We start from the raw sequence: 23,391 nt of genomic DNA, 5'->3' as shown, positions 1-23,391 counted from the left end.
CAAATATAAATGAAGAAAATAATAGGTCTGAACATAAGTAGAAAATCTCAATTTATTATTGCATTTGGTATAATGGGGTTATTATTGCTTATATCATACCGTAGTCGTTCATCTTGTATTACTTACATGTTACCATCAGAATATTTAAATAATGGAAATTTAGCATATTTCCAATTTAATAATCATAATGAACTACAAGAGTTACTTCCTAAAAATATTAGATATATCGAACAATATAATATAATTGCCAGTGGGCAATTTAGTGTTAACCAATTTAAAAATGCTATTGGATCTAAAACAGATATTATTGATGTTGATTTAAGGAATGAGTATCATGGATTCAACGACCTAAACCCAGTGTCCTTTATCAGTTTACCATATGATGACGTCAACGCTAATAAATCTCAAGAGGAAATTATAGTACGGGAGCAATATCTTTTTGGTTCAATATTACCAACTTACAAGCAACTTAGTATATATGTAAATAATTTGAAGACTACGCCAACAAAGAAGGATCTAGCAATCTGTGTACCTATTTCTACTAAGACTGAAGCTGATATAATGGCAGGTTTGAATATTGACTATTATAGAATTACCACATCAGATCATAGAGAGGCAAATCGTGATAATTTAGATAAAATGGTAGCACTTTTTGATCAAAAATTAAAATTAAATCCAAGTCGATGGGTTTATTTACATTGCTTAGGTGGAAGAGGTCGTACCACGGCAGCTATAGCTGAGCTTATGATGTTAAAGCAACAAGAAGCTGGCGAGTTACAACCATTCGATGATTTGGTAACATATGTAGAATCAGTTAGTAATGGTTATAAGTTAGTAGCAAGTTGTAAGCCTAGTGATCAAAATTATCGCTGTCAATGGAAGTGGGATCGTTATAATACTTTAAAAATATTCTATAATTTTGTGCGAACAAGAACTGAGAATCAAACTTTTAGTGATTGGCATAATGTAATGTTCCAAAAGAAAAAGACATTGTAATTAACTTAATCATATTAATTAAAATAATTATTATCATGGAACAATTAAATGCAACTGAAGCAAAACGTGAGTTTGGTGTATTACTTAGTCAAAGTGCAAACAGAACCTATCAGCATTAGTAGAAATGGCAAGCCTATAGCTGTAATAGTTTCTGATAAAGAGTTTCAAGAATTAGAATCTTTTAAAGAACAAGTATTAAAACTTGCAATTTCTGCAGGGTAATTTAAAAGTCATAATCGTTAGTTGCTATAAGTACAAGTTTAACCACTACTGATGTCATCCCTGCGAAGGCAGGGATCTATATTACTTAATAGTCTTTCAGGCTTATTTTTTTTAGATCCCAGCTTTCGCTGGGATGACATCGTTTTGACATTAGTACTACAACTGTAGCACTAAATAGCGTAGTTAATAATGGGAAACGGTATAACTTGTTACATCGAATTCAGGTTAATATAAGGTACGATATACAGATTGTTTATATAAGAGTATATACTAAAAAAGTATTAGGGGAATTGCACAGTTGCCAATATAATTAGATTTACGCTAATAATTTACACAAGGATCAATGACTATTTTTTTGACAATCATTATTGTTCTAATGATAGGATGTGCCGCATTGCTTTCAGCTATTGAAACGGCCATCACCGCGTCTTCTCCGGGGAAAATACAAAAATTTAAGGCAAAAGGTATTAAACGTAACACTGTATTACAAGTTCTAAAGAATAAAGAAAAAGTAATTGGCACATTATTGATTGGTAATACTCTGCTTAATACTGTTTGCACTACCATTGCTACCAGTATATTTATCGATTGGCTAGGTGATGGCGGTACTGTCGTAGCTTCAGCAGTTATGGCTTTCGTGATAATTGTTTTCGGCGAAATAATACCTAAAGCTATTGCTGTAGCAAAAGCAGAACAGTTAGCATTATTCACTTCTCCAGCAATTATATTTTTTCTAAAGCTTTTGAAACCAATTAATTCTATTTTTGAAGTTATAATTAAGCTGTTCTGTTTTATTTTCCGTATTAATCTACAACAAAATATCTCGGGAGCAGAAGAAGTCAGAGGAGTGATTGAACATTATCATCAAGAAGGTAATGTTTATAAATCTGACCGTGACATGTTAGGGGGTATATTAGATATTAGGAAAATGACAGTATCTGAAATTATGATACATAGAAGTAACATAGTAGCCATTAATGTAGATTTGCCTAAAGAGGAGATAGTGAGGCGAGCATTATTATCTAGCCCTCATACAAGAATACCATTATGGAAGGACACTCAGGACAACATAATTGGCGTACTGCACATGAGAGATCTACTCCGGGCTCTTTATGAAAAGAATAACGATGCAAAAAAAATTAATATCAAAGAATTAGTAAATCAGCCTTGGTTTATACCTGATAATGCTTTGGTAACTCATCAACTTCATGCTTTTAGAGAAAGAAAGAGTCATTTTGCCTGTGTTGTTGACGAATATGGTGATCTACAAGGTATTATTACTCTAGAAGATATTCTAGAAGAGATTGTTGGTCCTATTATCGATGAGCATGATTATCCTATTGACACAATTGTAAAAAAATCTGATGTGGAGTTTATTATTGATGGATCTGTAACTATAAGAGATGTAAATAGAGAATTAAATTGGAATCTACCTGATGATGACGCAAATACCATAGCTGGCTTAATTATCCATAAACTTGAGCGTATTCCCAATCAAGGAGAATCTATCAAGATATTTAATTTAAGTATCACTATTAACAAAAAAATAGGTAACAGACTTGATAGCATAAAGGTCATTATTCTACCAAATAAAGAATCTGAAAGTGATAAGTAGCCTTGGCAATTATTTACAAATATCTGCAATCTTATTCAGCATACTAGCAGTTGTTAACTCTTTATATCGTTCTGCTACTTTTTTTTTCTATCTTAGTTTCCTGTCAACATTATTGTCTTTCTTGCTATTAGTATATGGATTTATCATCTCAGATTTTTCCGTGCAGAATGTCTTTCTGAATTCTAGTACATTAAAACCTCTTGGATTTAAAATTGCTGCTAGTTGGGCAAGCCATGAAGGTTCTATACTGCTGTGGCTATGTTTATTACAAACTATAGGCGTTATTTATATTGCACTATTCAATAGCCGTCCAACTCGAGTCTATCACATAATTATACTAGCACTAATACAAATATTATTTGGTAGTTTCATTTATTTTACCTCTAATCCATTTGACAGCCTATCATTCCGTCCCGCCCAAGGCCTTGGTTTAAACCCTATGCTTCAAGATATTGCACTAATAATACATCCACCTATATTATATTTAGGTTACGTCTGTTACGTCGTACCTTTCACATCTGCTTGCGTAATTCTGCTCACATCTAGTTTAGACTTTGTTAATCTCAGAGCAATTAAAATATTTACCAATTTAGGAATGCTATTTTCAACCTTAGGAATAGCCTTAGGATCATGGTGGGCTTATAGAGAACTTGGCTGGGGAGGATTTTGGTTTTTTGATCCAGTAGAGAATATTTCCCTGTTACCATGGCTATCTGCTATTGCTCTACATCATTCAGTCTTGGTAACGATAAAATCTGGACAAATGAAAAATTGGACTATAACCTTATCAATCATCACTTTCTTACTTGTAGTATTTGGTACGTTTTTAGTACGTTCAAGCGTAATCACCTCAATTCACTCTTTTGCATCATCACCTAAGCGAGCGATCTATATGCTAGCAATATTTGCTATCCTTGCTATATCAAGTTTAGTGTTACTCATTCTAAGAGGTCAGAATATCGGTATCCTTCTTCCAACAAAATCAGACAAACCTAGACTTATTATTTGGGGTAGTAGCTTTTTCTTAACAGCCTTAGTAGTATTACTATGTGCCACCATTTACCCCATTGTTTATTCTTTATTATACCAAGAATCTATTACCATTAGCGAAAGATTTTTTACCAATAATTTTATAATCTTTATTATTCCAACGCTTCTACTAGCTGGTATTGCTCAAACAAATAATATAAGAACAAAAAACCTACTAGACTTCTTGCATAAATCAAAAAATCTCTCGAGATTTTTAGGAGAAACGAATCCGAGTACCGCAAGCAGTACAATAGACGATTGTTACGGAGCAAGGCAAGTTTCGACAACAAAATCACCAACTAGATTGATTTATGCAAGAAATCTACTTATCCTAGCTTTTTCTTTAGTAATAACTTTTACTAGCTCGTATCAAATTCAGTATGGTTTTATTTCAGCATGTACCATGACATTTTCTCTTTTTCTAATAATACAAAATTGTTATTACATACTAGCAAAAAGTAATTTTTTTAGAGACAAGCTAAAAGCTAATAGACCTCTTGCAAAATTCACTTTTGCTAGGGAACTTGCAGGAGCCACGAAATCTCGACCCGCAGTGGACGATGATTCCGCTACAGATTCAAGTCTAGATGCATTGCCTAAATTACCAGCAGAAGTAGAATTATGCAAGAGGTCTAATATTGCCATGATCTTAGGACATCTAGGTTTTGGATTACTTGTTTTTACTATTACTGTTAATTCATTATTACAGAGCGAAGTAGATTTTATAGGAAAAGTTGGAGACAAGGTAGTATCAGGAAATTTTGAAGTTACGCTCAGAGATATTAGAGTATCATCAGCTCAAAATTATTATCGTCAAATTGCTGAATTTTGGATTCAGGATAAACAGAATAATATCACTATATTAAAGCCTGAAAATAGATTATATATAATAGAAAAGCAGCTATCGCAAGAAAGTAATATATACTCTTATTTAGCTTATGATCTTTACGCGGTTCTAAGTAAAATTGATGATGATGTAATTCACGCAAAAATATATTACAAACCAATGATGAGTTTTATTTGGATATCTATTATGCTTATGGCTGGAGGATTCTTAATCGGATTATTGAAAAAATGACAGTTTTCTTCTTAATAAGGCATGGTGAAACTGATTGGGCATTAAACGAAAGATATAAACTAAAAGGTGCAAGTAGAGATTTACCTTGTTTGACAGAAAATGGCACAAGAGAAGCTAACGAAGTATCTAAAGACCATAGATTAAAAAAAGCAGAAATAATTTTATCTTCTCCTTATACTAGAGCACTTCAAACTTCTGCAATTATATCAAAAAATATTAATCTAGATATTATTGTTGAATTTGATTTAAGAGAATGGCAACCGGATTTAAATTTTATGATAAAAAATCAATACGAATTAAAAAGTACAATTGAGGATTATGAAAAAAATAAGGGGGTATATCCAGCTGGTATTAGTAAAAGATGGGAATCAAAAGAGTTATTAAGTAATAGAGCAAATAATGTATTAAGAAGGTATTTAGATTATAAATATGTAATAGTTGTAACTCATAAACAAGTAATAAAAACTTGGATAAACACTATCAGAATAGATCATTGCTTTATTAATGAGTTAAATATGGTTTAAGTTAATAAAAGAAGTGTTGCTAACTAACTTTCATAGCAACTTCGAAACAATAAATCAATTTATAGTTAAATTATTATTGACTATTTAATATATTTAGTATATGATTGATTTAGAATAAAAAAGCAGTTTTATGAAAACTACCTTACCTGACCGCTCACTAGTTATTAAAGAAAAGCTAGAGAATATTGTTAAAGAAATCCTATATGTAGGCAAATCAAAAATAGCGATGATTATCTTATTTGGCTCTTATGCTAGAGGAGATTGGGTAGAGGATATAGAGAAGGTAGGGGATATTAGTTATTATAAGTATCAAAGTGATTTTGATCTTTTGTTGATTTTAAAGAACGGAGAATATGCTGGCTATCCAGCTATAAACCTACAACATAAGATAGAGAACAGGCTAGGTAAAAAATTCTCATTAGATGAAAAACCACCAATTACTCTGATACTTGAACCTATTAAACTAGTAAATATGCAACTGGAAAAAGGGCAGTATTTCTTTAGTGATATCAAGAAAGAGGGAATTCTTTTATATGATAGTGGTGAATTTATACTGTCTGAAGCTAAGGAACTATCATGGCAGGAACGTAGGCCAATAGCTGAAAAAGATTTTAAATATTGGTTTAGGAAAGGTATAGAATGCATAATTGACGTCCATAATATCTTACAAAGAAATAATTTTAATAAGTGTGCTTTTGAACTCCATCAAGCTACCGAGAACTTTTATAATGCTATCCTGTTAGTTTTTACTGGTTACAAGACAAAGTCACATGATATACTGGAACTTGGCGATAGGGCTAGAAGTCATCATTACGATCTCTATAAGATATTTCCACATGAGACCCCTGAGCAAGAAGAGTGCTTTACGTTACTGCGAAATGCTTATGTTGACGCAAGATATGATCAAGATTATACAATTAGTAAAGAACAATTACTTTACCTTATTAACCGGGTAAAGGAATTAAAGATAGTGACTGAAAAGATATGTCTAGAAAGGATTAATAAAGAAGACTTAATGTGATTATTTTTCCTGAGGTATTTTCTTAATAAAAACTTTATCAAATAGGAATATATACTCGAATGATCCTACGAATTGGATTTGAAAATGAGGGGCGAGTAAGCGGAATGTACATTTAGTACATGAGTACGCGAGTTCCTGATATTTTCAAAAAACAATTCTTCAAAGCAGAAGAGTATACTCTCATTTGCTAAATAAATAGAATGTAAGCATAGTAATTGAGGTTAAAATAATGGAACTTTTTAATTTAACAGGCAAGACAGCTTTAATTACAGGAGCTAGTAGTGGTCTTGGAGAACAATTCGCACGCCTTCTTTCTAGCCCTTACTATTACCCACAAATATTAGAGTTAGCTAATTGATAACCTTGAACTAGATCAAATAACCGTTGCCATCCTCTCCACAATACAATAGGACCAGGCTCTAGATCATTTTTTCTTGCTAAATACCCACCCAATTTAGCAACCCATATTATAGCATTTTTTATTGTAGGAATTGTATTATTAGGGGGAGCTGCTTTGTGTATCTTTACATACAAAACTCGCCATTCTTCTTCAGCTAATATTACACTACATGGTAGATTAGGATTAGTTCTGCCAATTAAAGTAATAAAAAAAATTCTCCAAGCAATTATGCTCATGATTGTCAAGTATTTTATTAATCTTTCTCCTGTTGCAAGTCTACATTGTTCAACCCTAAATCCAGATTTTAAAATTTTATGAAAAATTTCAATTCTCCATCTTAAACAATACCATCTTACTTTCTCTATAGCTTCTTCAAAATTATTGATAACTATATTGGTTAGTAACATCCATTCTAATGGTGTTGTTCCACTAGGGGGACGACGCTCAATAACATTGATGGCATATACTGGTAAATTTGGCAATGTTTCTGTTTTATGTCTTACATTGTTTACAGGAGGATTCATTATAAATTTTCCAAATCTAACTTCCAAATGTCTAATCCTATTAGCTTTATTTTCTTGACTAGTATCTTTAACTGCTATTTCTCCAGCACACTGGAAACCCGATACTACCTTCCACAAATATTGTCTATCTTTTTTGGAATATTTTGACTTTTTATTTATTTCTCTATCCTGTGCAGCTCTAACTAAAACTTTAGATTTCTGAGCTTGTGCCAATTCAAAAAAATCATATATATCAGCTTCTCTATCACAAACAGTTATAATTTGGGTATTACTATTATTCGTTGCATTAATAGTGTTCTGTAATGCATTAAGCCACTTCATACTTTCTTTATCTTTAATATGTACCGCATTACCATGACTAGTTTTTTTTAACTGTTGTATTTCTTCAGGCACTGCTGGTCTATTGTGAATCTTTTGATCCAACAACCCAAGTGCTAATCCATTGGTAGCAACCGCAAAGGCAGTATGCATTATCAGACCTTTACATTCAATATTTTTAACATTCTTTCCCTCTTTTCTTGATAACACACCCAATCCAGTAGTTTTTTTATGACTAGTATATGTGATATAACTAGTATCTTGTATAACAAGAACTTTATCATGCTCTTTGATTCTTTCTACTGCTTTAGCAATATGGGCTTCTAATATTTTTGATTCCTTAACATTATCGTTTTTAAAAAAACGATATGCTGCTTTTGTTTCTGCCCAATTTCCACATGCTTGATTAATTGAGCTTTCAGGTATATTTGCAAAATTATCAGCTATCTTTATTAACCTATTTGTCAGCCTTTTATCACCCAAAATAGCTCCACTAAATTCCTCGGTCAAATAATTATTTATTATTTCTTGACTCATACTATACCTCTACAATGTAATATTTTAATTGCAAATCAGTATATTATTTTTACTTCTTTTTCACCATTGTTATTTTGTGGGTAATAGTAAGCTCACAGAACCGTACGTAACACTCTCGCGTTATACGGCTCTTCCTTTGGATTCACTTATCATGTACCAATGACAAAATGTGTGAGCTGATTCTGCTTTTAGTTTGCCTAAGTGTTTCCAAGCCTTATTCCATGTTGCATAACTCTCGTACTTCTTCTTAATAAATCGCACTAGATAGTTATTTATCACGTATTCTAGTTTGTATAAATCCGATCTCCTATAATGACCATAATAGTTTATCCATCCTCGAATAACCGGATTCACCCTTTCCGCTATATCTTCTAAGCTACCACTCACACTTACCTTAAGTTGCCACGTCTTCTTTATTTTATCTTTAATCATTTTCATAGCTCCTGTGCCAATTCCAGGCGTATATACAAGTTTACCGTGCCATATTCTTGGCTTAAAATCATACCCCAAAAAGCTAAATTTACGTGGTAAATTATGCTTCCTATGATCATGATCGTTTTTAATTCCTGTGTATACTATCTTGGTCTTTTCTAGGTTCAGCTCTAGCTTATATTGCTTTAGCCTTGCTTGAACTTTCTCTTTAATAAAATATGCTTGCTTCTCACTGCAACAATGAACCACAATATCATCGGCATATCTCTCATACTTTATATTGCTATGTATCTCTTGCATCCAATTATCAAAAGCTTCATGTAAATACAAATTAGCAAGTATCGGACTGACTACCCCACCCTGCGGAGTGCCTTTTTCCCTTGCTATTTCTATATTCCTGCCACTCTCTATTCCTGTCGCTTTCAAGAACCTTTTCGCATATAATACAATAACTTTGTCATCAGTATGTTTTAAAAGCATATCCAGTAATATATCATGATCTATATTGTCAAAGAATCCTTTAATATCAATCTCTACCAACCACTCATGCACAAAACACCTCTCTCTACATACCGTCACAGCATCTATTGCACTTTTACCGGGTCTGTAAGCATACGAGTTTTGGCAAAATTTGTCTTCTAGTATTGATTCTAGTCTATTCTTAACAACTACTTGTGCTATGCGATCACAAACAGTAGGTATCCCAAGTTGGCGATATCCCCCCTTAGCTTTAGGGATATTCACTAAAAGCACAGATTTAGCCATATAGCTTCCTGCTGACATCCTATTCCATATCTTATAGAGTTGATTATCCAAATCTCCTTCAACATCTTCTATAGTGATGCCATCAAAGCCACATGCTCCTCCGCTTTTTCGAACACTCTTCCAAGCATTCATTACTTCATCCTTGCTTACATCATAATGTTTAGTCATATAAGTATCATTTCCTACCTAATTGGTTGTTTGATCTTCTATCACTCCAAAAGTAAAGCCCTTTGCTCCAGTTTGTTTCCAAACCTTCATCGCTACTACAACTTTATCCGCCCCACTCCCATGGAAGAAAAGAGAATAGGAATGGTTCCCAAGTTCTAAGTAATAGCCTAATTCAAGTTCACGCCATCTCTATATCGACTGTCACTAATCCAAAACACACATTACCGATTAGTCCTTATCCTAGCGATGCTTGAGATTCCCTAGTTTTGACAGTATTTACTCAGATTTCGACACCTCATCGATTGGTTCGCTTACGCTCGTCTCCTTGAATCATACGTGACGATCTACATCGCCTTTTCCCCATCCGCTCAACACCATCTCCTTGAAAGAAACAGCACCGTGGGGTCGTTTGAGATCTGCTCGTGCTAGCCGATCTCGGTGGACCTACCACCATCTATTACTAAGCATTCAATAACTTACTACGATGAAGTTATTGATTCTTGGCACACTCAAGCTCATGATTTGCAAGGATCTGATGTTTTGATGAATGAATTGACGAAAGCGGATGCTGTACTTGCTGATAAGGCTTATGATGCCGATGTACGTATGCGAGATAAGCTGAAAGATAAGGGATGTATAGCTGTGATTCCCCCAAAGAAGAATCGTGTGAATCCAGCTAAGTATGATAAGGACCTATATAAAGCTAGGCATTTGATTGAGAACTTTTTTGCAAAATTGAAGCAATATAGAGCTATTGCAACACGATTTGACAAAACATCTCAGAACTTTTTGGGTGCTGTTTATATGGCTTCCATGGTAATTTGGCTCAATTGATGACACACCCTAGTTTCCAAGATAAAAAGGAACATTTTGGTAATATAGTTACTTTGATGTTTGTCCCTACTGAACAGGCAATTGAAAAAATTCTGATTGCAGATAATAATTTTTTACAAAAAGCTTGGGAAAGCAATATTTTCCCAGTTGGTCCAGCAGGACTTATGAATATGCTATCATTTGCTAAATTCCAAATTTCAGATTATAGACGTTCAGAAAATCACAAATTAATTATAGAAGAGGTAAGAAAATTATTGACCTCTATTGCTTCGTTAGCGGAGCATTCGCAGAAACTTGGCAATAATATTCAGCATATAGTCAATAATTATGATAAATTTGCCGCTTCTTTTAATCGACATTTTTTATCTAAGGCTAGGAATATTCAAAAATTAGGCATAGATATTGGTAACAAAACAATCCAGCATCCTATAGAGCGTTATCAGCTTGTTTCATCAAAATCTGAAATTATTGATGCCCAGTTGCTCGAATCATCCGATAAAATCAAGGAATTAGAATAGACCTCTTGCATAATTTGCTTATGTTGAGGAATTCGCAGGCACTCCCATAATTTTAAAAAATGAGGAATTGACTTTAATTGTTAAAATATATATACTTAAATTAGCGTTATAATGACGTCAGTATGATATCAAAATTATGAGACATAGAGCGTGACAAAAATTATTAATTCTAAATATAAGGCTAGCAGAAGACTTGGTGTAAGCCTGTGGGGCGATAGTAAAGATGCCTTCAATACAAGAAATTATCGTCCTGGTCAACATGGTCAGAATAGTATGGTTAAAACCTCTGATTATGGTCTACACTTGAAGGCTAAACAAAAACTTAAATGCCATTATGGTAGAATTAACGAGAAGCAATTTAGAAATACTTTTACTCTCGCACAAAAAATGAAAGGCAATACGGGTGAAAATTTTATAGCTTTGTTAGAAAGAAGGCTTGACGCTGTTATATATAGAATGAATATTGCACCAACGATTTTTTCTGCAAGACAATTTGTTACCCATGGTCACATTAAAGTGAATGGTAAAAAGGTTAATATCCCAAGTATGAGACTAAAAGAAGGAGATGTCATCGAGCTAAAGGAATCAGCAAAACAAATCCCTGTAATACTCGAGACAGCTAGCAAACAAGGAAACGCTGTACCAAGCTATTTAACTTTTGATTCCAATTCATTGTCTGGTCAGTTTGTTAGAATCCCAGTAATTTCTGATGTTCCGTATCCATTCGAACCAGAAGTACATTTAGTAGTTGAACTCTATTCAAGATAATTAAGAGACTAAATATCATCCTCGCAGCTTACTCTCCATGCTATCACCCCTGCGTAGGTAGGGGGCTATAATACTTAACACATCCTTTTAGGCTATTTTTTTAGATCTCAGCCTACGTTGGGATGACAATTCATATTAAAACCTGTCCTACCTATAGTAGCTTATCGATCACCACGTTCCAACCAATGTCCTTCAGCTGGTGACAAGTCACTTGCCACAGCCCTTCTGTCATCAAATACAAAACATTCTCCTTGCCATAACCTATTACGATTATGGGTTACTTCTAAATATTGTAAAATACCGCCCTTAAGATGGTACACATCATTAAAACCCAGTTTCTTCAAATAGGCTGTTGATTTCTCGCATCTAATCCCACCAGTACAAAACATTGCTACTTTTTTTCCAGCAAGTAATTCTTTATTCTGCTCTACCCATTTGGGAAACTGCTTAAACGTTTCTGTCTTCGGATCTATAGCCCCTTTAAAAGTACCTACACAAACTTCATAGTCATTTCTAGTGTCTACTAATACCACATTATTTTGGCTAATAAACTTGTCCCAGTCCTTTGGCTCAATATACTCTCCTTTCAGATTTGCAATATCAATATCCCCAACTGTCATAGCAATAATTTCTTTTTTCAGCTTTACTTTTAATTTTTGAAAAGGATGGATATCACAGTAATTTATTTTAATATTTACATCTTCCGCAGACGTAAGTTTTATAATTTCATCTACTAAAAAATTTACCTCTTCTTTTGTCCCAGAAATTGAACCATTAAATCCTTCTAGAGCTAAAAGAATAGTACCCCTAATTCTTCTTTTTTTACCAATAAGTAAAATCTTTGGCAGCAAAATCTCAAGGTTTTCTAGGTTAGTAAAACTATAAAAACTTAATACTGCTATTTTAGAATCATTATTCATACTGACTTCATTACTACTAATTTTCAGATTTGGTAACTGGCAAAGCTATAAACATAGAAACACCCCGTCTCTGTACCAACAAGATTATATTTTGCTTTTTAATAGATTGGGCATTGTCATACAACACATTTAATTGATCTATAGAAGCTATAGGTTGTTGATTGCTTGCTATTACTAAATCACCAATTTTAAAACCATAATTTTTTCCATCTTTTGCGATATCAGTTACAATAATGCCCTCGACTTTACTTTTAATGGCAAATTTTCGTTTAAGATTATCCGTTAAATTACTAAAAGTAATATTATTTTTTACAACAGAAAATTTATTATCAGAAGTTTTATCGCTTACCTTGTCGTTTACTTTTTTAGGCTCTAGATCCTCTTCACTACTAATCTTGCCACTTAATTCTTGATTTTTGCCATCGCGTGTACAACGATAATTTTTACCTCTTGATCAACGATAGTTTCAGCAACCATTACCTGCAGCCTCCTAGAATTTTTTACCGGTTGTCCAGCAAATTCTATTATTACATCCCCAGGTTTTATACCAAATTTATCAGCTGGACCATCTTTTTGTACTTCCACTACTAACGCTCCCGAAGCTTCTTTTAACTCAAACCCTTCAGCTATTTCATTAGTTACTTCTTGAATTACTACCCCAAGCCTACCGCGATTAATTTTTCCATTTTGCCTTAGCTGGTCAATAATTGATTTAGCAGTATTAGATGGAATAGCAAATCCAATACCAATACTAGTCCCAGAAGGTGAAAATATTGCTGTATTGACTCCTATAACTTCACCATTAATATTAAACATTGGCCCACCGGAATTACCATTATTAATAGCCGCATCAGTTTGTATAAAATCATCTACTATACCGTTAGTGTTATCAATATCACGTCCCTTTGAAGATATAATACCAGCAGTTACTGTTCCTCCAAGTCTACCAAAAGGATTACCAATAGCAATAACCTGATCTCCTACCCTAGCTTTACTGGAATCACCGAATTTTACAAAAGGTAAAGGAGTTTCAATCTCAATTTTTAAAAGAGCAAGATCAGTTTTTTTATCACTACCTACCAATTTAGCTGATAGCTCTCTATTATCCGTTAATTTTATGTGAATCTCATCTGCATTTGCAACTACATGATGGTTGGTAACAATGAAACCTGTAGGATCTATAATAAAACCAGAGCCAAGGGGAACAGATTTAGGATTTGAATACATCTCATCAAAATCAAAAGGTAGATTAAAACGCTCCAAAAGTTCATTAAAATGATCGAATGGAAAACGCTCGAAAGATTTTTTATGAGAATCTTCTAATTTTTGGTTATATTGTACTGTATACACATTTACCACAGCTGGAATAAGTGGCTCAACAATATCTGCAAAACTATAATTATGGGATTCAGGTATCTTTATTGGCACTGACTGTAAATTACTAGATTCCTCAGGAGTAATTTTGCTTGACTGAATATTTTCAGCAAAAACAGAAGATGCTAACCACATAGTCATCAGAAAAGTGGCAATTAAAGACCTTAGTAAATTGTTAAACTTACAAATATTTTGAACCATATCATCTACCTAACTACTAATCATTTTTACTCTCTCAATGTCATTCTATTTACCCAAATTTAGATATTTAAATAGCTCTGCTTCCGGAGACAATACAAAAGAAGTATCATCTTTCTTTAAAGTATTTTTATATACTTCCAAGGATCTATAAAATTTATAGAATTCTGGATCAACAGAATAAGCAAGATTATATATCTTAGCTGCCTCCCTGTCACCATCACCTTTTATGATTTGAGATTGCATATAAGCTTCAGCAAGTAATATTTTACTTTCTTTATCAGCTCTTGATCTTATGCGAGCTCCTTCTTCTTGCCCTTCAGCTCTTATTTGGGTAGCTTCTTTTTCACGAGCAGTTTGCATGCGGCGATAAATTGCTGCACTATTCTCTTTTGGTAAATCAGCTCTTAAAATTCTAACGTCAATTACATCAAGTCCAAAATTCTTTGCTTCCTCATTAACCTGATTTAAGATATTTGACATTATGTCAGACCTTGCACTTGTAAGAAGACTAGTCAAAGGTAATCTACCTATAACTTTCCTCATTGAAGATTCTAGGTTTTTATTAAGTCTAATTTTAACACCTTGGTAGTTATGTACAGTTTTGTAAAACATCACAGGATCAACAATACGAAATTTGGCAAAAGCATCTACGATTACCCTTTTTCCATCAGAAGCAGTTAGCTCTTTTGCTTCCGCCTCTACATTTAAGATACGTTTATCAAAAAATTCAACATTTTGAATAAATGGAATCTTTATATTTAATCCTGGACTTTCAATGGTTCTCATTGCCTCACCAAATTGAAATACCACAGCGGAATGGCGTTGATCAACGGTAAATAAAGCACTGCTAACTGATAATAATAATCCGAAAACTACGAAACTTATATAATAAATTGTCTTCATCCAGCACTACTCCTTAATTTTATTTTGCTGAATTGCCATATGCGGCAAAACGCCATTAGTACCCATAATAACTTTGCTGGTATCCGTTAGAATATTTTCTATAGCTTCTAAGTAAAGGCGATCCTTAGTTATTGACTTATTAGCAACATATTGTGTATAAACAGCAGCAAACCTTTTGCTATCTCCTTCAGCTCTTGAGATAACCTCTTGTCTGTAACCTTCTGCTTCTTGGACAATTTTAGCCGCCTGCCCTCTAGCTTTAGGTAAAATATCATTATTATAGGATTGTGCTTGATTTATCTCACGTTCTTTATCGGCTTTAGAAGTTTGTACATCCCTATAAGCATCAATTACTTCAGCTGGCGGTTCAGCTTTTAGTAACTGCACTTTCTCAATACCAACACCAGCATTATAATGATCAAGGATTTTCTGTGTTAAACCTTCAATCTTATTAGTGATTTCTTGTTTTTGGTCTGATAATATCGAAGAGATAGGAGTATTGCCTATAACTTCTCTTATAGCACTTTCAGCAGCTGTTTTTACAGAATCTTCTGGATTAACAATATTAAAAATATATTTTTCTAAATCATTAATATGCCACATTATATCACAATTTAGTGCAACAATATTCTCATCGCCAGTAAGCATAGTACTTTCAGCAGCCACAGCTTTGGTGTTATCCATATTAGACCTAAGGCTACTTGTTGATCTATAGCCGATCTCAATTCTACGAGACTGGTTTACCTTCTCAACTACTACCTGTTCAAACGGCAAGGGAAGGTGATAATTCAAACCAGGGAATCCTTTACGAACAAACTTACCAAACCTCATTACTGCAGCTTCTTCTCCTTCCTTAACTTCATAAACTCCGGAGGCAAACCAAACAGCAACTAATGACAACAAAACTAACGCCATTATGTTATTGTTAAAGCTAAACTTATTATAGAAATCATTAAGGTTAAACTTATTTTTTTTCCTTGGTCTAGTAAATATATTATATTCACTTTTTTCTTCCTCTTCAGAATCTCCCCAAGGGGATTTTTTTAGAACTTGAGTATATATTCGATTAAACATTTTCTGCTATTGCTATTTTGTTAATTTGTATATTATATCACTAAATATAGTTAGCACTAATACTATTTGATAAAAAAAATTTAGTATATTATTATATCTTGTATATCTAACTGCGTCAAGGTTCGTTACTAAAAAATCAGCAGTTTCCGGTAAAGAAGAAAGGGTAAAGTATTCAAGTGGAAGGAGGAGAAGGAAAAAAAAGATTTCATAATATAGTTAAGCCCATAGGATTAGGTGACAAAGAACATAACAATTGTAAATTGTCATTCCCGCGTAGGCGGGAATCTAGATACCTGCTTTCGCAGGTATGACACAAAATTTGTATCACCTAATTCAATAGGTTTCACTATATCAAAATTTTCAGGAATTTTAGTTGAAATAACACATATGGATTTTTTAGTAAGAGTAGAGAAGTCCTGAACCCCTGATAAGTCTTTGGTGGAGACAGGGGGAATCGAACCCCCGACCTTTTGAATGCCATTCAAAAGGTCGGGGGTTCGATTCCCCCTGTCTCCACCAAAGACCTCCAAGCTTTTCATCATTTTCTACTTTCCTCGTAAATATCCTTATGCTGCTTATATGCTGCTAATAATTTCAAAAATGGTATCTTAATTGCTCTATTACCTCGTTTAAACCTGATGTTTAAGTTGAGGTATTATGCACACTATATGCTGCTCTTTTTTTCCTGCCTGTTCTACTACTGGTAGTGATGTTGGTAATAATTCTACTATCTTTTACCATTTTGTTGGTAATTTTGTGCCACCTGAATGGCGGGGTCTTTCTTCCAGTAATGGTAAAGTTTTAAGTAAAACTGCTAAGCAACTCCTATCATTAATCGTATTTCGCTTGCAAATCTATCATAATAATAGCATAGATGAACTCCAGGAAACTTATAACTTTTTTGAACAGTCTTTAGGAGTTTGCCAAGAACGGGTTAGACAATGTTTGATGGAGTTGCAGAAAGCTGGCTTTATTGATCTTCGTAAAGCAACCATAGTCAAATATGGCATTAAGTGTCGTAATGTCCCTTGTATTAAACTGGCAAGAATTTTCCAACCTCATTCTCAAAAAATTTCTAGTGAAAATGAAAAAATTTTAGACTCAACTCAAAAAAACTTTGGGGCTAACCCCAAAGAATTTTTGCCTCAACCCCAAAAAAGTTTGGATCACTCTATATATACTACTCATAAATGAAGAGTTGCAAAGATAGGAGAGATATTATAAAGTTTAGGACATTATGAGTAAGAATGTATTGACAGAAGAACAAAGAGAAAAGTTGAAGGAACGTCATAAGACAGAACGAGACGGACGCATACGTGATCGTATTAAGGCAGTTTTGATGTATGACGATGGGTATAGTAATGTAGAGATTGCTAAGGTACTACTCTTGAGCCACGAAGCGATAAGAAAACATATTGTTGATTATCAAAAAGCCAATAAGCTTAATACCGACAATGGGGGTAGTGCAAGCAAATTAAGTGATGGTGAGAAGACAGAATTAGTGACTCACCTAGAAGCAAATAATTATGTTTATGCGAAAGATATTATGCATCACATTGAGAACAAATATGGTGTGACATATACGATAACGGGAGTAACAAAATTACTATACAAACTGGGATTTGTTTACAAGAAGCCGAAAATAGTACCGGCTAAGCTGGATTTTGACAAGCAAGAATTATTTAAGTTAAACTACAGTTTGCTAAAAGGGAATCTCAGAGATAAGGAAGCTATATATTTTATGGATGGTGTTCATCCTCAGTATCAAGCAAGGGCAAGGTGTGGTTGGATAAGAAAGAACCAAGATAAAACCTTACCAACATTCAGTGGCTGGAAAAGAAAGCACATGATTGGTGCTATTAACCTAGCCGATTTGCAGTTAGTAAGTACAGAGAACCCCAAAATAAATGGGGAGCAGATAGTTAATTTTTTACAAAAGTTAGAAGAGGAGAATAGTGACAAGGAGAGAATATATTTAATCTGTGACAATGCTAGTTACCACAAATCCAAGAAAGTCAAGGAATACCTAGTAAATACGAAAATAGAGCTAGTATTTTTGCCACCATATAGTCCAAATCTGAACCCAATTGAGAGATTATGGAAGTTTATGCACCGTATTACAACTAATAATAAATTTTATCATAATTTTGAACAATTTTCGGAAGCAATAAACAAATTTTTTAGCAACATCGGTGATTATAAAGATAGGTTACGTACCTTAATAAACGATAATTTCCAAACTATTACCGTTAACCATTTCTGCAACTCTTCAGGTTAATTGAGTATATATAGATAATAATAAAAATATATCTAATAAATCTAGATATGGCAAATCTGAAATTTTTCAAAATGAAAAAAATCAAGTTGATGCTAATGAAATTGATAAAAACCAGCAATTACCACAACAAAAGATTGAGCCAATTTTACAATTTGCACAAGAATTATCAGATGAAGCACAAGTTGATAATACTAATACATCTGCTGAAAATCCTATGAGAGATGCCTTGCCACTCAGTAGAACATTACAAAAAGTTGTTCAGCAAGTCTCACAGAAACGTCAGTATGGAACTAATAAAAATTCTAGAATCTAATAAAGTTGTCAGCGAAATAACAATGTATTTTGAAGAGGAAACGATTAGTAATGAAATATTAGAGTTGTTAATTAAGGCTCTAGATATCCACGACAAAAAAGTGAGAGATACTTTGTCTGTGGCTTAATATTAGGAGAAAAACAACTACACCTTTGTGATTATACAGAATTGGGAATAGATGCCACATGGTGTGGTGGTCGAGTAGCCCAAGGTTTGCACTTCAGGCTCTCACAGAACCTTACTATTACCCACAAATATTAGAGTTAGCTAATTGATAACCTTGAACTAGATCAAATAACCGTTGCCATCCTCTCCACAATACAATAGGACCAGGCTCTAGATCATTTTTTCTTGCTAAATACCCACCCAATTTAGCAACCCATATTATAGCATTTTTTATTGTAGGAATTGTATTATTAGGGGGAGCTGCTTTGTGTATCTTTACATACAAAACTCGCCATTCTTCTTCAGCTAATATTACACTACATGGTAGATTAGGATTAGTTCTGCCAATTAAAGTAATAAAAAAAATTCTCCAAGCAATTATGCTCATGATTGTCAAGTATTTTATTAATCTTTCTCCTGTTGCAAGTCTACATTGTTCAACCCTAAATCCAGATTTTAAAATTTTATGAAAAATTTCAATTCTCCATCTTAAACAATACCATCTTACTTTCTCTATAGCTTCTTCAAAATTATTGATAACTATATTGGTTAGTAACATCCATTCTAATGGTGTTGTTCCACTAGGGGGACGACGCTCAATAACATTGATGGCATATACTGGTAAATTTGGCAATGTTTCTGTTTTATGTCTTACATTGTTTACAGGAGGATTCATTATAAATTTTCCAAATCTAACTTCCAAATGTCTAATCCTATTAGCTTTATTTTCTTGACTAGTATCTTTAACTGCTATTTCTCCAGCACACTGGAAACCCGATACTACCTTCCACAAATATTGTCTATCTTTTTTGGAATATTTTGACTTTTTATTTATTTCTCTATCCTGTGCAGCTCTAACTAAAACTTTAGATTTCTGAGCTTGTGCCAATTCAAAAAAATCATATATATCAGCTTCTCTATCACAAACAGTTATAATTTGGGTATTACTATTATTCGTTGCATTAATAGTGTTCTGTAATGCATTAAGCCACTTCATACTTTCTTTATCTTTAATATGTACCGCATTACCATGACTAGTTTTTTTTAACTGTTGTATTTCTTCAGGCACTGCTGGTCTATTGTGAATCTTTTGATCCAACAACCCAAGTGCTAATCCATTGGTAGCAACCGCAAAGGCAGTATGCATTATCAGACCTTTACATTCAATATTTTTAACATTCTTTCCCTCTTTTCTTGATAACACACCCAATCCAGTAGTTTTTTTATGACTAGTATATGTGATATAACTAGTATCTTGTATAACAAGAACTTTATCATGCTCTTTGATTCTTTCTACTGCTTTAGCAATATGGGCTTCTAATATTTTTGATTCCTTAACATTATCGTTTTTAAAAAAACGATATGCTGCTTTTGTTTCTGCCCAATTTCCACATGCTTGATTAATTGAGCTTTCAGGTATATTTGCAAAATTATCAGCTATCTTTATTAACCTATTTGTCAGCCTTTTATCACCCAAAATAGCTCCACTAAATTCCTCGGTCAAATAATTATTTATTATTTCTTGACTCATACTATACCTCTACAATGTAATATTTTAATTGCAAATCAGTATATTATTTTTACTTCTTTTTCACCATTGTTATTTTGTGGGTAATAGTAAGCTTTCTAGCCAAGGGGTACGAGTCATATTAGCTAGTAGAAGGCTAGATAAACTGCAAACTTTATCTTCTGAGCTTAGCAATGCTGTTGCCTTGGAAATGGATGTAGCAGATAAAATCTCTGTTCAAAGAGCCTTTGATACACTGGAGCAACAAAGAGAACTCATAAATATTTGTATTAATAATGCCGGAATTGCAAAACTCACACCAATCTTTGAGTCGGATGAACTGGATGACTTCGAGTCTGTCATGAAAACCAATGTAATGGGAGTTTGGTACGTTAGCAAAATGGTTGCCAATCATATGAAAAACCATGAAATCCACGGGTCTATTATCAATATTGCTAGTGTCAATGGAGCAAATCGTTTACGTGAAAATATCACTGGCTACTGTGCCTCTAAAGCATCTGTGATTCAAATGACAAAGGCATTAGTAGGAGAGCTGGCAACTGTACATATTCGGATTAATTGTATTATACCTGGTATATTTCACACACCGCTTACAGATTACAAATTAAGTACAGAGGAACAACGTAAAGAATTAGAAGAACTTATACCACTACATTTTGTAGCAGAACCTACTGACCTTGATGGTGCAATTTTATACCTTGCCTCAAACAAAGCATCTCGGTATGTCACAGGTTCATGTATTACTGTTGATGGTGGTATACTGCTCGTAAATGAAGAGTTGGTAGACGAAGATCAAAATCAACAAGTGCTAGGAGTGTCCAAGCCGAGGAGCACAGCGTACATTAGTACGTGAGCACCGCAGGTCTTGGACAACAACAACGCAATTGTTGATTTTCATCGAGTATATTTCGTGGGGAGGCAAATAACTCCACTTACGTCAATTAAGAATAATTATTCTTAATTGACTAAGCAAAATTTTAAGAAAAATGCACTCGTAGAATTGTTTCAAGAGTACATTCTAACTTTTTTAATTATTATCATGAAAGATAGTTGAGGAATTTCTGAGTAAAAAATGTAACTTTTGCGAAGCCAATTCTTCAAAGCAGGAAAGTATACACTGCTTGCAAAGAGTGTTCTGTGACATTTTATGTACAAAGTAAGTATTTTAATTGTATAAAAAAGGTACACTATTAGTTTTTTATAAATAAGGAAGTAGGTTTCTGTATAATCTTCGATGAGTAGTTATAAATTTAAAAATTTATGGGGTAAAAGTGAATTCAGAAAATACCATATTACTTGGACTTGATAATGATGGTAAAAAATTATTTTCAAATGATTATCAGCATATTTTATTATTAGCTCCTCCTAGTTCTGGTAAAGGGGTATGTTTTGTTATTCCCAGCCTGTTAACATTTCAAGAATCTACGATTGTACATGATATAAAGCTTGAAAATTATATGCTTACTAGCAGCTATAGAGCTTCTATTGGACACAAGATTCTTGTTTGGAATCCGCTTGGTGGAAAAGATAAAACTCATAGGTACAACCCTTTGGATTTTATTAACCATAATGAAAAAATAATAGATGATATTCAAAAAATAGCTTATTTCTTGGTAAAGAATGATGAAGCTTATGACACTGATGCAAGAAATTTATTTACTTCAATAGTTCTGTACCTTTGTGCGAATACTACAAAAACTAAATCATTTGGTGAAATTGCAAGAATGCTACAAGGGGATTTAATTCAAGAGCTATCTGATGGAATTAATAAGTTAAAAAATATCATACATCCGATTGGGTATCAAAATATTACAGCATTCCTTAAAAAAGACAGGCAAGAACAAAATTCTGTTATTCAAGTTTTGAATCACTATCTAGCCCCTTGGAATAACCCTTTGATAGATTATGCAACTTCAAAATCAGACTTTGATATAGCAGAGTTTAAAAAAGTAAGATTACTTTGTATGTGGGAATAAATCCTACGGATATTAATAGATTGCAACCGGTAATGCAGTTTTTTTATAGCCACGTTGCTGAATGACTAATGACAACCGCTCAAAACCTTGGACATGGTAAAGAAAACGGTGGTGTATGCTTGTTTATAGATGAATTTTATTCAATCGGAAAATTGAAAATGTTCACATCTTGTATGCCATACTTTAGAGGATACAAAATTAAGCTTTTTTTAATTGCAACGGATTTTTGGAAAATAGAAAAAATTTATGGAAAAGCTGACACTCAAAATATAATAACAAGCTGCGTTTCTAAAATTGCCTTTTCATCCAACGATTATAAGACTGCAAATAAAATATCTCAAATATGTCTTGATAGAACTAAAAATATAGAGTTACTGTCATGGCAAGAAATTATTAATTTACCTTCAGATTTGCAAATTATTTTGAGAAATCACGAACAGCCAATAATTTCAAAGAAAATTTTCTATTACAATGATGAAAAAATGAAGAAAAAGCTAATATATCCAATCGCTATTTCATAGCGTATACTCTAGAATAGAAAATCAAGAATTGCGTCGTCATTATTCAAGATTCTAGAGGTACTCACGTACTAAATGTCACACTACTGGACAAAAAGGTTAGGTTGGTTGCACAAAGTGTAACTTAAACAATTTTATGATTAAGGAATCAAAAAATTGCTTAGAACGACTATAAGCTTGTTTAATTGATCTTATACCTAACTGTAGTACAGAATAACTCCTACATCCTAGCGTTTTCTTCATTTTTATCGGTTGCTCTTGCTCTCCAATTGCTCCTATTTTTATTGCCATTGCATATGCTATAAATAAACATTTTATAAAATTCTCTAATCGCACTTTACTCTTTATATGCGTATCTTCCATTCTAAAACCATTACTTTTGCACCCCTTAA

The 23,391-nt window shown here is 33.3% G+C and carries 22 protein-coding genes, 2 tRNA genes and 2 pseudogenes; 17 read left to right on the top strand and 9 right to left on the bottom strand.

Features of this window, described 5'->3' with window-relative positions; all coding sequences use genetic code 11:
- Positions 1-9: 9 nt before the first annotated feature.
- From AAGD29_RS07100 to AAGD29_RS07070, 7 genes are all read left to right on the top strand, one after another.
- The gene (locus AAGD29_RS07100) at positions 10-996 is read left to right on the top strand and encodes a hypothetical protein (protein ID WP_341757616.1); all 987 of its coding nucleotides are present in this window, start codon (positions 10-12) and stop codon (positions 994-996) included.
- A gap of 48 nt (positions 997-1,044) precedes the next feature.
- The gene (locus tag AAGD29_RS07095) at positions 1,045-1,218 is read left to right on the top strand and encodes a type II toxin-antitoxin system prevent-host-death family antitoxin (protein WP_341757615.1); all 174 of its coding nucleotides are present in this window, start codon (positions 1,045-1,047) and stop codon (positions 1,216-1,218) included.
- A 343-nt stretch (positions 1,219-1,561) separates the two neighbouring features.
- The gene (locus tag AAGD29_RS07090) at positions 1,562-2,833 is read left to right on the top strand and encodes an HlyC/CorC family transporter (protein WP_341757614.1); all 1,272 of its coding nucleotides are present in this window, start codon (positions 1,562-1,564) and stop codon (positions 2,831-2,833) included.
- A gap of 28 nt (positions 2,834-2,861) precedes the next feature.
- Positions 2,862-4,940 carry a heme lyase CcmF/NrfE family subunit gene (locus AAGD29_RS07085; protein ID WP_341758773.1) on the top strand — a complete coding sequence of 693 codons (2,079 nt, stop codon included), beginning with the start codon at positions 2,862-2,864 and terminating at the stop codon, positions 4,938-4,940.
- Positions 4,937-5,464, top strand: a complete 528-nt coding sequence (locus AAGD29_RS07080) for a histidine phosphatase family protein (RefSeq protein WP_341757613.1) — start codon at positions 4,937-4,939, stop codon at positions 5,462-5,464. The genes AAGD29_RS07085 and AAGD29_RS07080 overlap by 4 nt, the downstream gene beginning before the upstream one ends.
- Positions 5,465-5,594: 130 nt before the next feature.
- The gene (locus AAGD29_RS07075; RefSeq protein WP_341757612.1) at positions 5,595-6,485 is read left to right on the top strand and encodes a HEPN domain-containing protein; all 891 of its coding nucleotides are present in this window, start codon (positions 5,595-5,597) and stop codon (positions 6,483-6,485) included.
- A gap of 229 nt (positions 6,486-6,714) precedes the next feature.
- Positions 6,715-6,843 (top strand): hypothetical protein, encoded by a 129-nt coding sequence (locus AAGD29_RS07070; RefSeq protein WP_341757611.1) that lies wholly within the window; start codon positions 6,715-6,717, stop codon positions 6,841-6,843.
- Here AAGD29_RS07070 and AAGD29_RS07065 read toward each other — a convergent pair.
- Both AAGD29_RS07065 and ltrA read right to left on the bottom strand, forming a co-directional pair.
- Positions 6,813-8,264 (bottom strand): IS4 family transposase, encoded by a 1,452-nt coding sequence (locus AAGD29_RS07065; RefSeq protein WP_341757292.1) that lies wholly within the window; start codon positions 8,262-8,264, stop codon positions 6,813-6,815. The genes AAGD29_RS07070 and AAGD29_RS07065 overlap by 31 nt on opposite strands.
- A 120-nt stretch (positions 8,265-8,384) precedes the next feature.
- Positions 8,385-9,629 carry a group II intron reverse transcriptase/maturase gene (gene ltrA / locus AAGD29_RS07060; RefSeq protein WP_341757463.1) on the bottom strand — a complete coding sequence of 415 codons (1,245 nt, stop codon included), beginning with the start codon at positions 9,627-9,629 and terminating at the stop codon, positions 8,385-8,387.
- 438 nt (positions 9,630-10,067) lie between these two features.
- Between ltrA and AAGD29_RS07055 the strand changes: the two genes are divergently transcribed.
- The 3 genes and pseudogenes from AAGD29_RS07055 to rpsD all read left to right on the top strand — a co-directional run bounded on the left by AAGD29_RS07055 (position 10,068) and on the right by rpsD (position 11,749).
- A complete protein-coding gene (locus AAGD29_RS07055) occupies positions 10,068-10,463 on the top strand; it encodes a transposase (RefSeq protein ID WP_410521141.1) in 396 nt (131 codons plus the stop codon).
- 23 nt (positions 10,464-10,486) lie between these two features.
- A pseudogene (gene rmuC / locus AAGD29_RS07050) lies at positions 10,487-10,981 on the top strand (DNA recombination protein RmuC); the annotation flags it as partial.
- Positions 10,982-11,131: 150 nt separating this feature from the next.
- Positions 11,132-11,749 carry a 30S ribosomal protein S4 gene (gene rpsD, locus AAGD29_RS07045; protein WP_341757609.1) on the top strand — a complete coding sequence of 206 codons (618 nt, stop codon included), beginning with the start codon at positions 11,132-11,134 and terminating at the stop codon, positions 11,747-11,749.
- Between the two features lie 161 nt (positions 11,750-11,910).
- Here rpsD and AAGD29_RS07040 read toward each other — a convergent pair whose 3' ends face one another.
- From AAGD29_RS07040 to AAGD29_RS07020, 5 genes and pseudogenes are all read right to left on the bottom strand, one after another.
- Positions 11,911-12,669, bottom strand: a complete 759-nt coding sequence (locus AAGD29_RS07040) for a rhodanese-like domain-containing protein (RefSeq protein WP_341757608.1) — start codon at positions 12,667-12,669, stop codon at positions 11,911-11,913.
- Between the two features lie 16 nt (positions 12,670-12,685).
- Positions 12,686-14,244 (bottom strand): annotated as a pseudogene (locus AAGD29_RS07035) (Do family serine endopeptidase).
- 45 nt (positions 14,245-14,289) lie between these two features.
- Entirely contained in the window at positions 14,290-15,147 is an 858-nt protein-coding gene (gene hflC / locus AAGD29_RS07030) for a protease modulator HflC (protein ID WP_341757607.1), read from the bottom strand.
- Between the two features lie 6 nt (positions 15,148-15,153).
- Entirely contained in the window at positions 15,154-16,221 is a 1,068-nt protein-coding gene (gene hflK, locus AAGD29_RS07025) for an FtsH protease activity modulator HflK (RefSeq protein ID WP_341757606.1), read from the bottom strand.
- A 436-nt stretch (positions 16,222-16,657) separates the two neighbouring features.
- Positions 16,658-16,736 (bottom strand) — tRNA-Ala (locus AAGD29_RS07020).
- On the opposite strand from AAGD29_RS07020, the gene AAGD29_RS07015 reads away from it, so the two are divergent.
- The 4 genes from AAGD29_RS07015 to AAGD29_RS07000 all read left to right on the top strand — a co-directional run bounded on the left by AAGD29_RS07015 (position 16,662) and on the right by AAGD29_RS07000 (position 18,939).
- Positions 16,662-16,740: transfer RNA gene (locus AAGD29_RS07015), tRNA-Gly, on the top strand. The two genes, AAGD29_RS07020 and AAGD29_RS07015, sit on opposite strands and share 75 nt — an antisense overlap.
- Before the next feature lie 138 nt (positions 16,741-16,878).
- A complete protein-coding gene (locus AAGD29_RS07010; protein ID WP_341757605.1) occupies positions 16,879-17,415 on the top strand; it encodes a hypothetical protein in 537 nt (178 codons plus the stop codon).
- 43 nt (positions 17,416-17,458) lie between these two features.
- On the top strand, positions 17,459-18,499 hold the full coding sequence (locus tag AAGD29_RS07005; protein ID WP_341757344.1) for an IS630 family transposase: 1,041 nt from the start codon (positions 17,459-17,461) through the stop codon (positions 18,497-18,499).
- Positions 18,500-18,783: 284 nt separating this feature from the next.
- Positions 18,784-18,939 carry a hypothetical protein gene (locus tag AAGD29_RS07000; RefSeq protein WP_341757604.1) on the top strand — a complete coding sequence of 52 codons (156 nt, stop codon included), beginning with the start codon at positions 18,784-18,786 and terminating at the stop codon, positions 18,937-18,939.
- Positions 18,940-19,056: 117 nt separating this feature from the next.
- Here the strand turns inward: AAGD29_RS07000 and AAGD29_RS06995 are convergent, their stop codons facing one another.
- Positions 19,057-20,508: an IS4 family transposase gene (locus AAGD29_RS06995; RefSeq protein WP_341757292.1), complete on the bottom strand. Its 1,452-nt coding sequence runs from the start codon at positions 20,506-20,508 to the stop codon at positions 19,057-19,059.
- Positions 20,509-20,584: 76 nt separating this feature from the next.
- Here AAGD29_RS06995 and AAGD29_RS06990 point away from each other — a divergent pair, with 76 nt between their 5' ends.
- From AAGD29_RS06990 to AAGD29_RS06980, 3 genes are all read left to right on the top strand, one after another.
- Entirely contained in the window at positions 20,585-21,358 is a 774-nt protein-coding gene (locus AAGD29_RS06990; RefSeq protein WP_341757603.1) for an SDR family oxidoreductase, read from the top strand.
- A 418-nt stretch (positions 21,359-21,776) separates the two neighbouring features.
- The gene (locus AAGD29_RS06985; RefSeq protein ID WP_341757602.1) at positions 21,777-22,481 is read left to right on the top strand and encodes a type IV secretory system conjugative DNA transfer family protein; all 705 of its coding nucleotides are present in this window, start codon (positions 21,777-21,779) and stop codon (positions 22,479-22,481) included.
- Positions 22,482-22,549: 68 nt separating this feature from the next.
- A complete protein-coding gene (locus AAGD29_RS06980; protein WP_341757601.1) occupies positions 22,550-23,002 on the top strand; it encodes a type IV secretory system conjugative DNA transfer family protein in 453 nt (150 codons plus the stop codon).
- 96 nt (positions 23,003-23,098) lie between these two features.
- On the opposite strand, the gene AAGD29_RS06975 is transcribed toward AAGD29_RS06980, so the two are convergent.
- Positions 23,099-23,362: a hypothetical protein gene (locus AAGD29_RS06975; RefSeq protein WP_341757600.1), complete on the bottom strand. Its 264-nt coding sequence runs from the start codon at positions 23,360-23,362 to the stop codon at positions 23,099-23,101.
- Between the last annotated feature and the right edge of the window lie 29 nt (positions 23,363-23,391).

This window comes from Candidatus Tisiphia endosymbiont of Ditula angustiorana (assembly GCF_964026425.1).
In the GTDB taxonomy this organism is placed as follows: domain Bacteria; phylum Pseudomonadota; class Alphaproteobacteria; order Rickettsiales; family Rickettsiaceae; genus Tisiphia.
Note: the sequence above shows the minus strand (reverse complement) of the source record. Positions and strands in the feature narration are given on the sequence as shown.

Excerpts from the sequence above, each read along its gene's own strand:
- AAGD29_RS07005 (WP_341757344.1), top strand. The coding sequence starts at position 17,459 with ATGAGTAAGAATGTATTGACAGAAGAACAAAGAGAAAAGTTGAAGGAA.
- hflC (WP_341757607.1), bottom strand. The coding sequence starts at position 15,147 with ATGAAGACAATTTATTATATAAGTTTCGTAGTTTTCGGATTATTATTA.
- AAGD29_RS07000 (WP_341757604.1), top strand. The coding sequence starts at position 18,784 with ATGGAACTAATAAAAATTCTAGAATCTAATAAAGTTGTCAGCGAAATA.
- AAGD29_RS07070 (WP_341757611.1), top strand. The coding sequence starts at position 6,715 with ATGGAACTTTTTAATTTAACAGGCAAGACAGCTTTAATTACAGGAGCT.
- AAGD29_RS07065 (WP_341757292.1), bottom strand. The coding sequence starts at position 8,264 with ATGAGTCAAGAAATAATAAATAATTATTTGACCGAGGAATTTAGTGGA.
- AAGD29_RS07040 (WP_341757608.1), bottom strand. The coding sequence starts at position 12,669 with ATGAATAATGATTCTAAAATAGCAGTATTAAGTTTTTATAGTTTTACT.
- AAGD29_RS07080 (WP_341757613.1), top strand. The coding sequence starts at position 4,937 with ATGACAGTTTTCTTCTTAATAAGGCATGGTGAAACTGATTGGGCATTA.
- hflK (WP_341757606.1), bottom strand. The coding sequence starts at position 16,221 with ATGTTTAATCGAATATATACTCAAGTTCTAAAAAAATCCCCTTGGGGA.
- AAGD29_RS06995 (WP_341757292.1), bottom strand. The coding sequence starts at position 20,508 with ATGAGTCAAGAAATAATAAATAATTATTTGACCGAGGAATTTAGTGGA.
- ltrA (WP_341757463.1), bottom strand. The coding sequence starts at position 9,629 with ATGACTAAACATTATGATGTAAGCAAGGATGAAGTAATGAATGCTTGG.
- AAGD29_RS07095 (WP_341757615.1), top strand. The coding sequence starts at position 1,045 with ATGCAACTGAAGCAAAACGTGAGTTTGGTGTATTACTTAGTCAAAGTG.
- AAGD29_RS06975 (WP_341757600.1), bottom strand. The coding sequence starts at position 23,362 with ATGGAAGATACGCATATAAAGAGTAAAGTGCGATTAGAGAATTTTATA.
- AAGD29_RS06980 (WP_341757601.1), top strand. The coding sequence starts at position 22,550 with ATGACAACCGCTCAAAACCTTGGACATGGTAAAGAAAACGGTGGTGTA.
- AAGD29_RS07100 (WP_341757616.1), top strand. The coding sequence starts at position 10 with ATGAAGAAAATAATAGGTCTGAACATAAGTAGAAAATCTCAATTTATT.
- AAGD29_RS07090 (WP_341757614.1), top strand. The coding sequence starts at position 1,562 with ATGACTATTTTTTTGACAATCATTATTGTTCTAATGATAGGATGTGCC.
- AAGD29_RS07010 (WP_341757605.1), top strand. The coding sequence starts at position 16,879 with ATGCACACTATATGCTGCTCTTTTTTTCCTGCCTGTTCTACTACTGGT.
- AAGD29_RS07075 (WP_341757612.1), top strand. The coding sequence starts at position 5,595 with ATGAAAACTACCTTACCTGACCGCTCACTAGTTATTAAAGAAAAGCTA.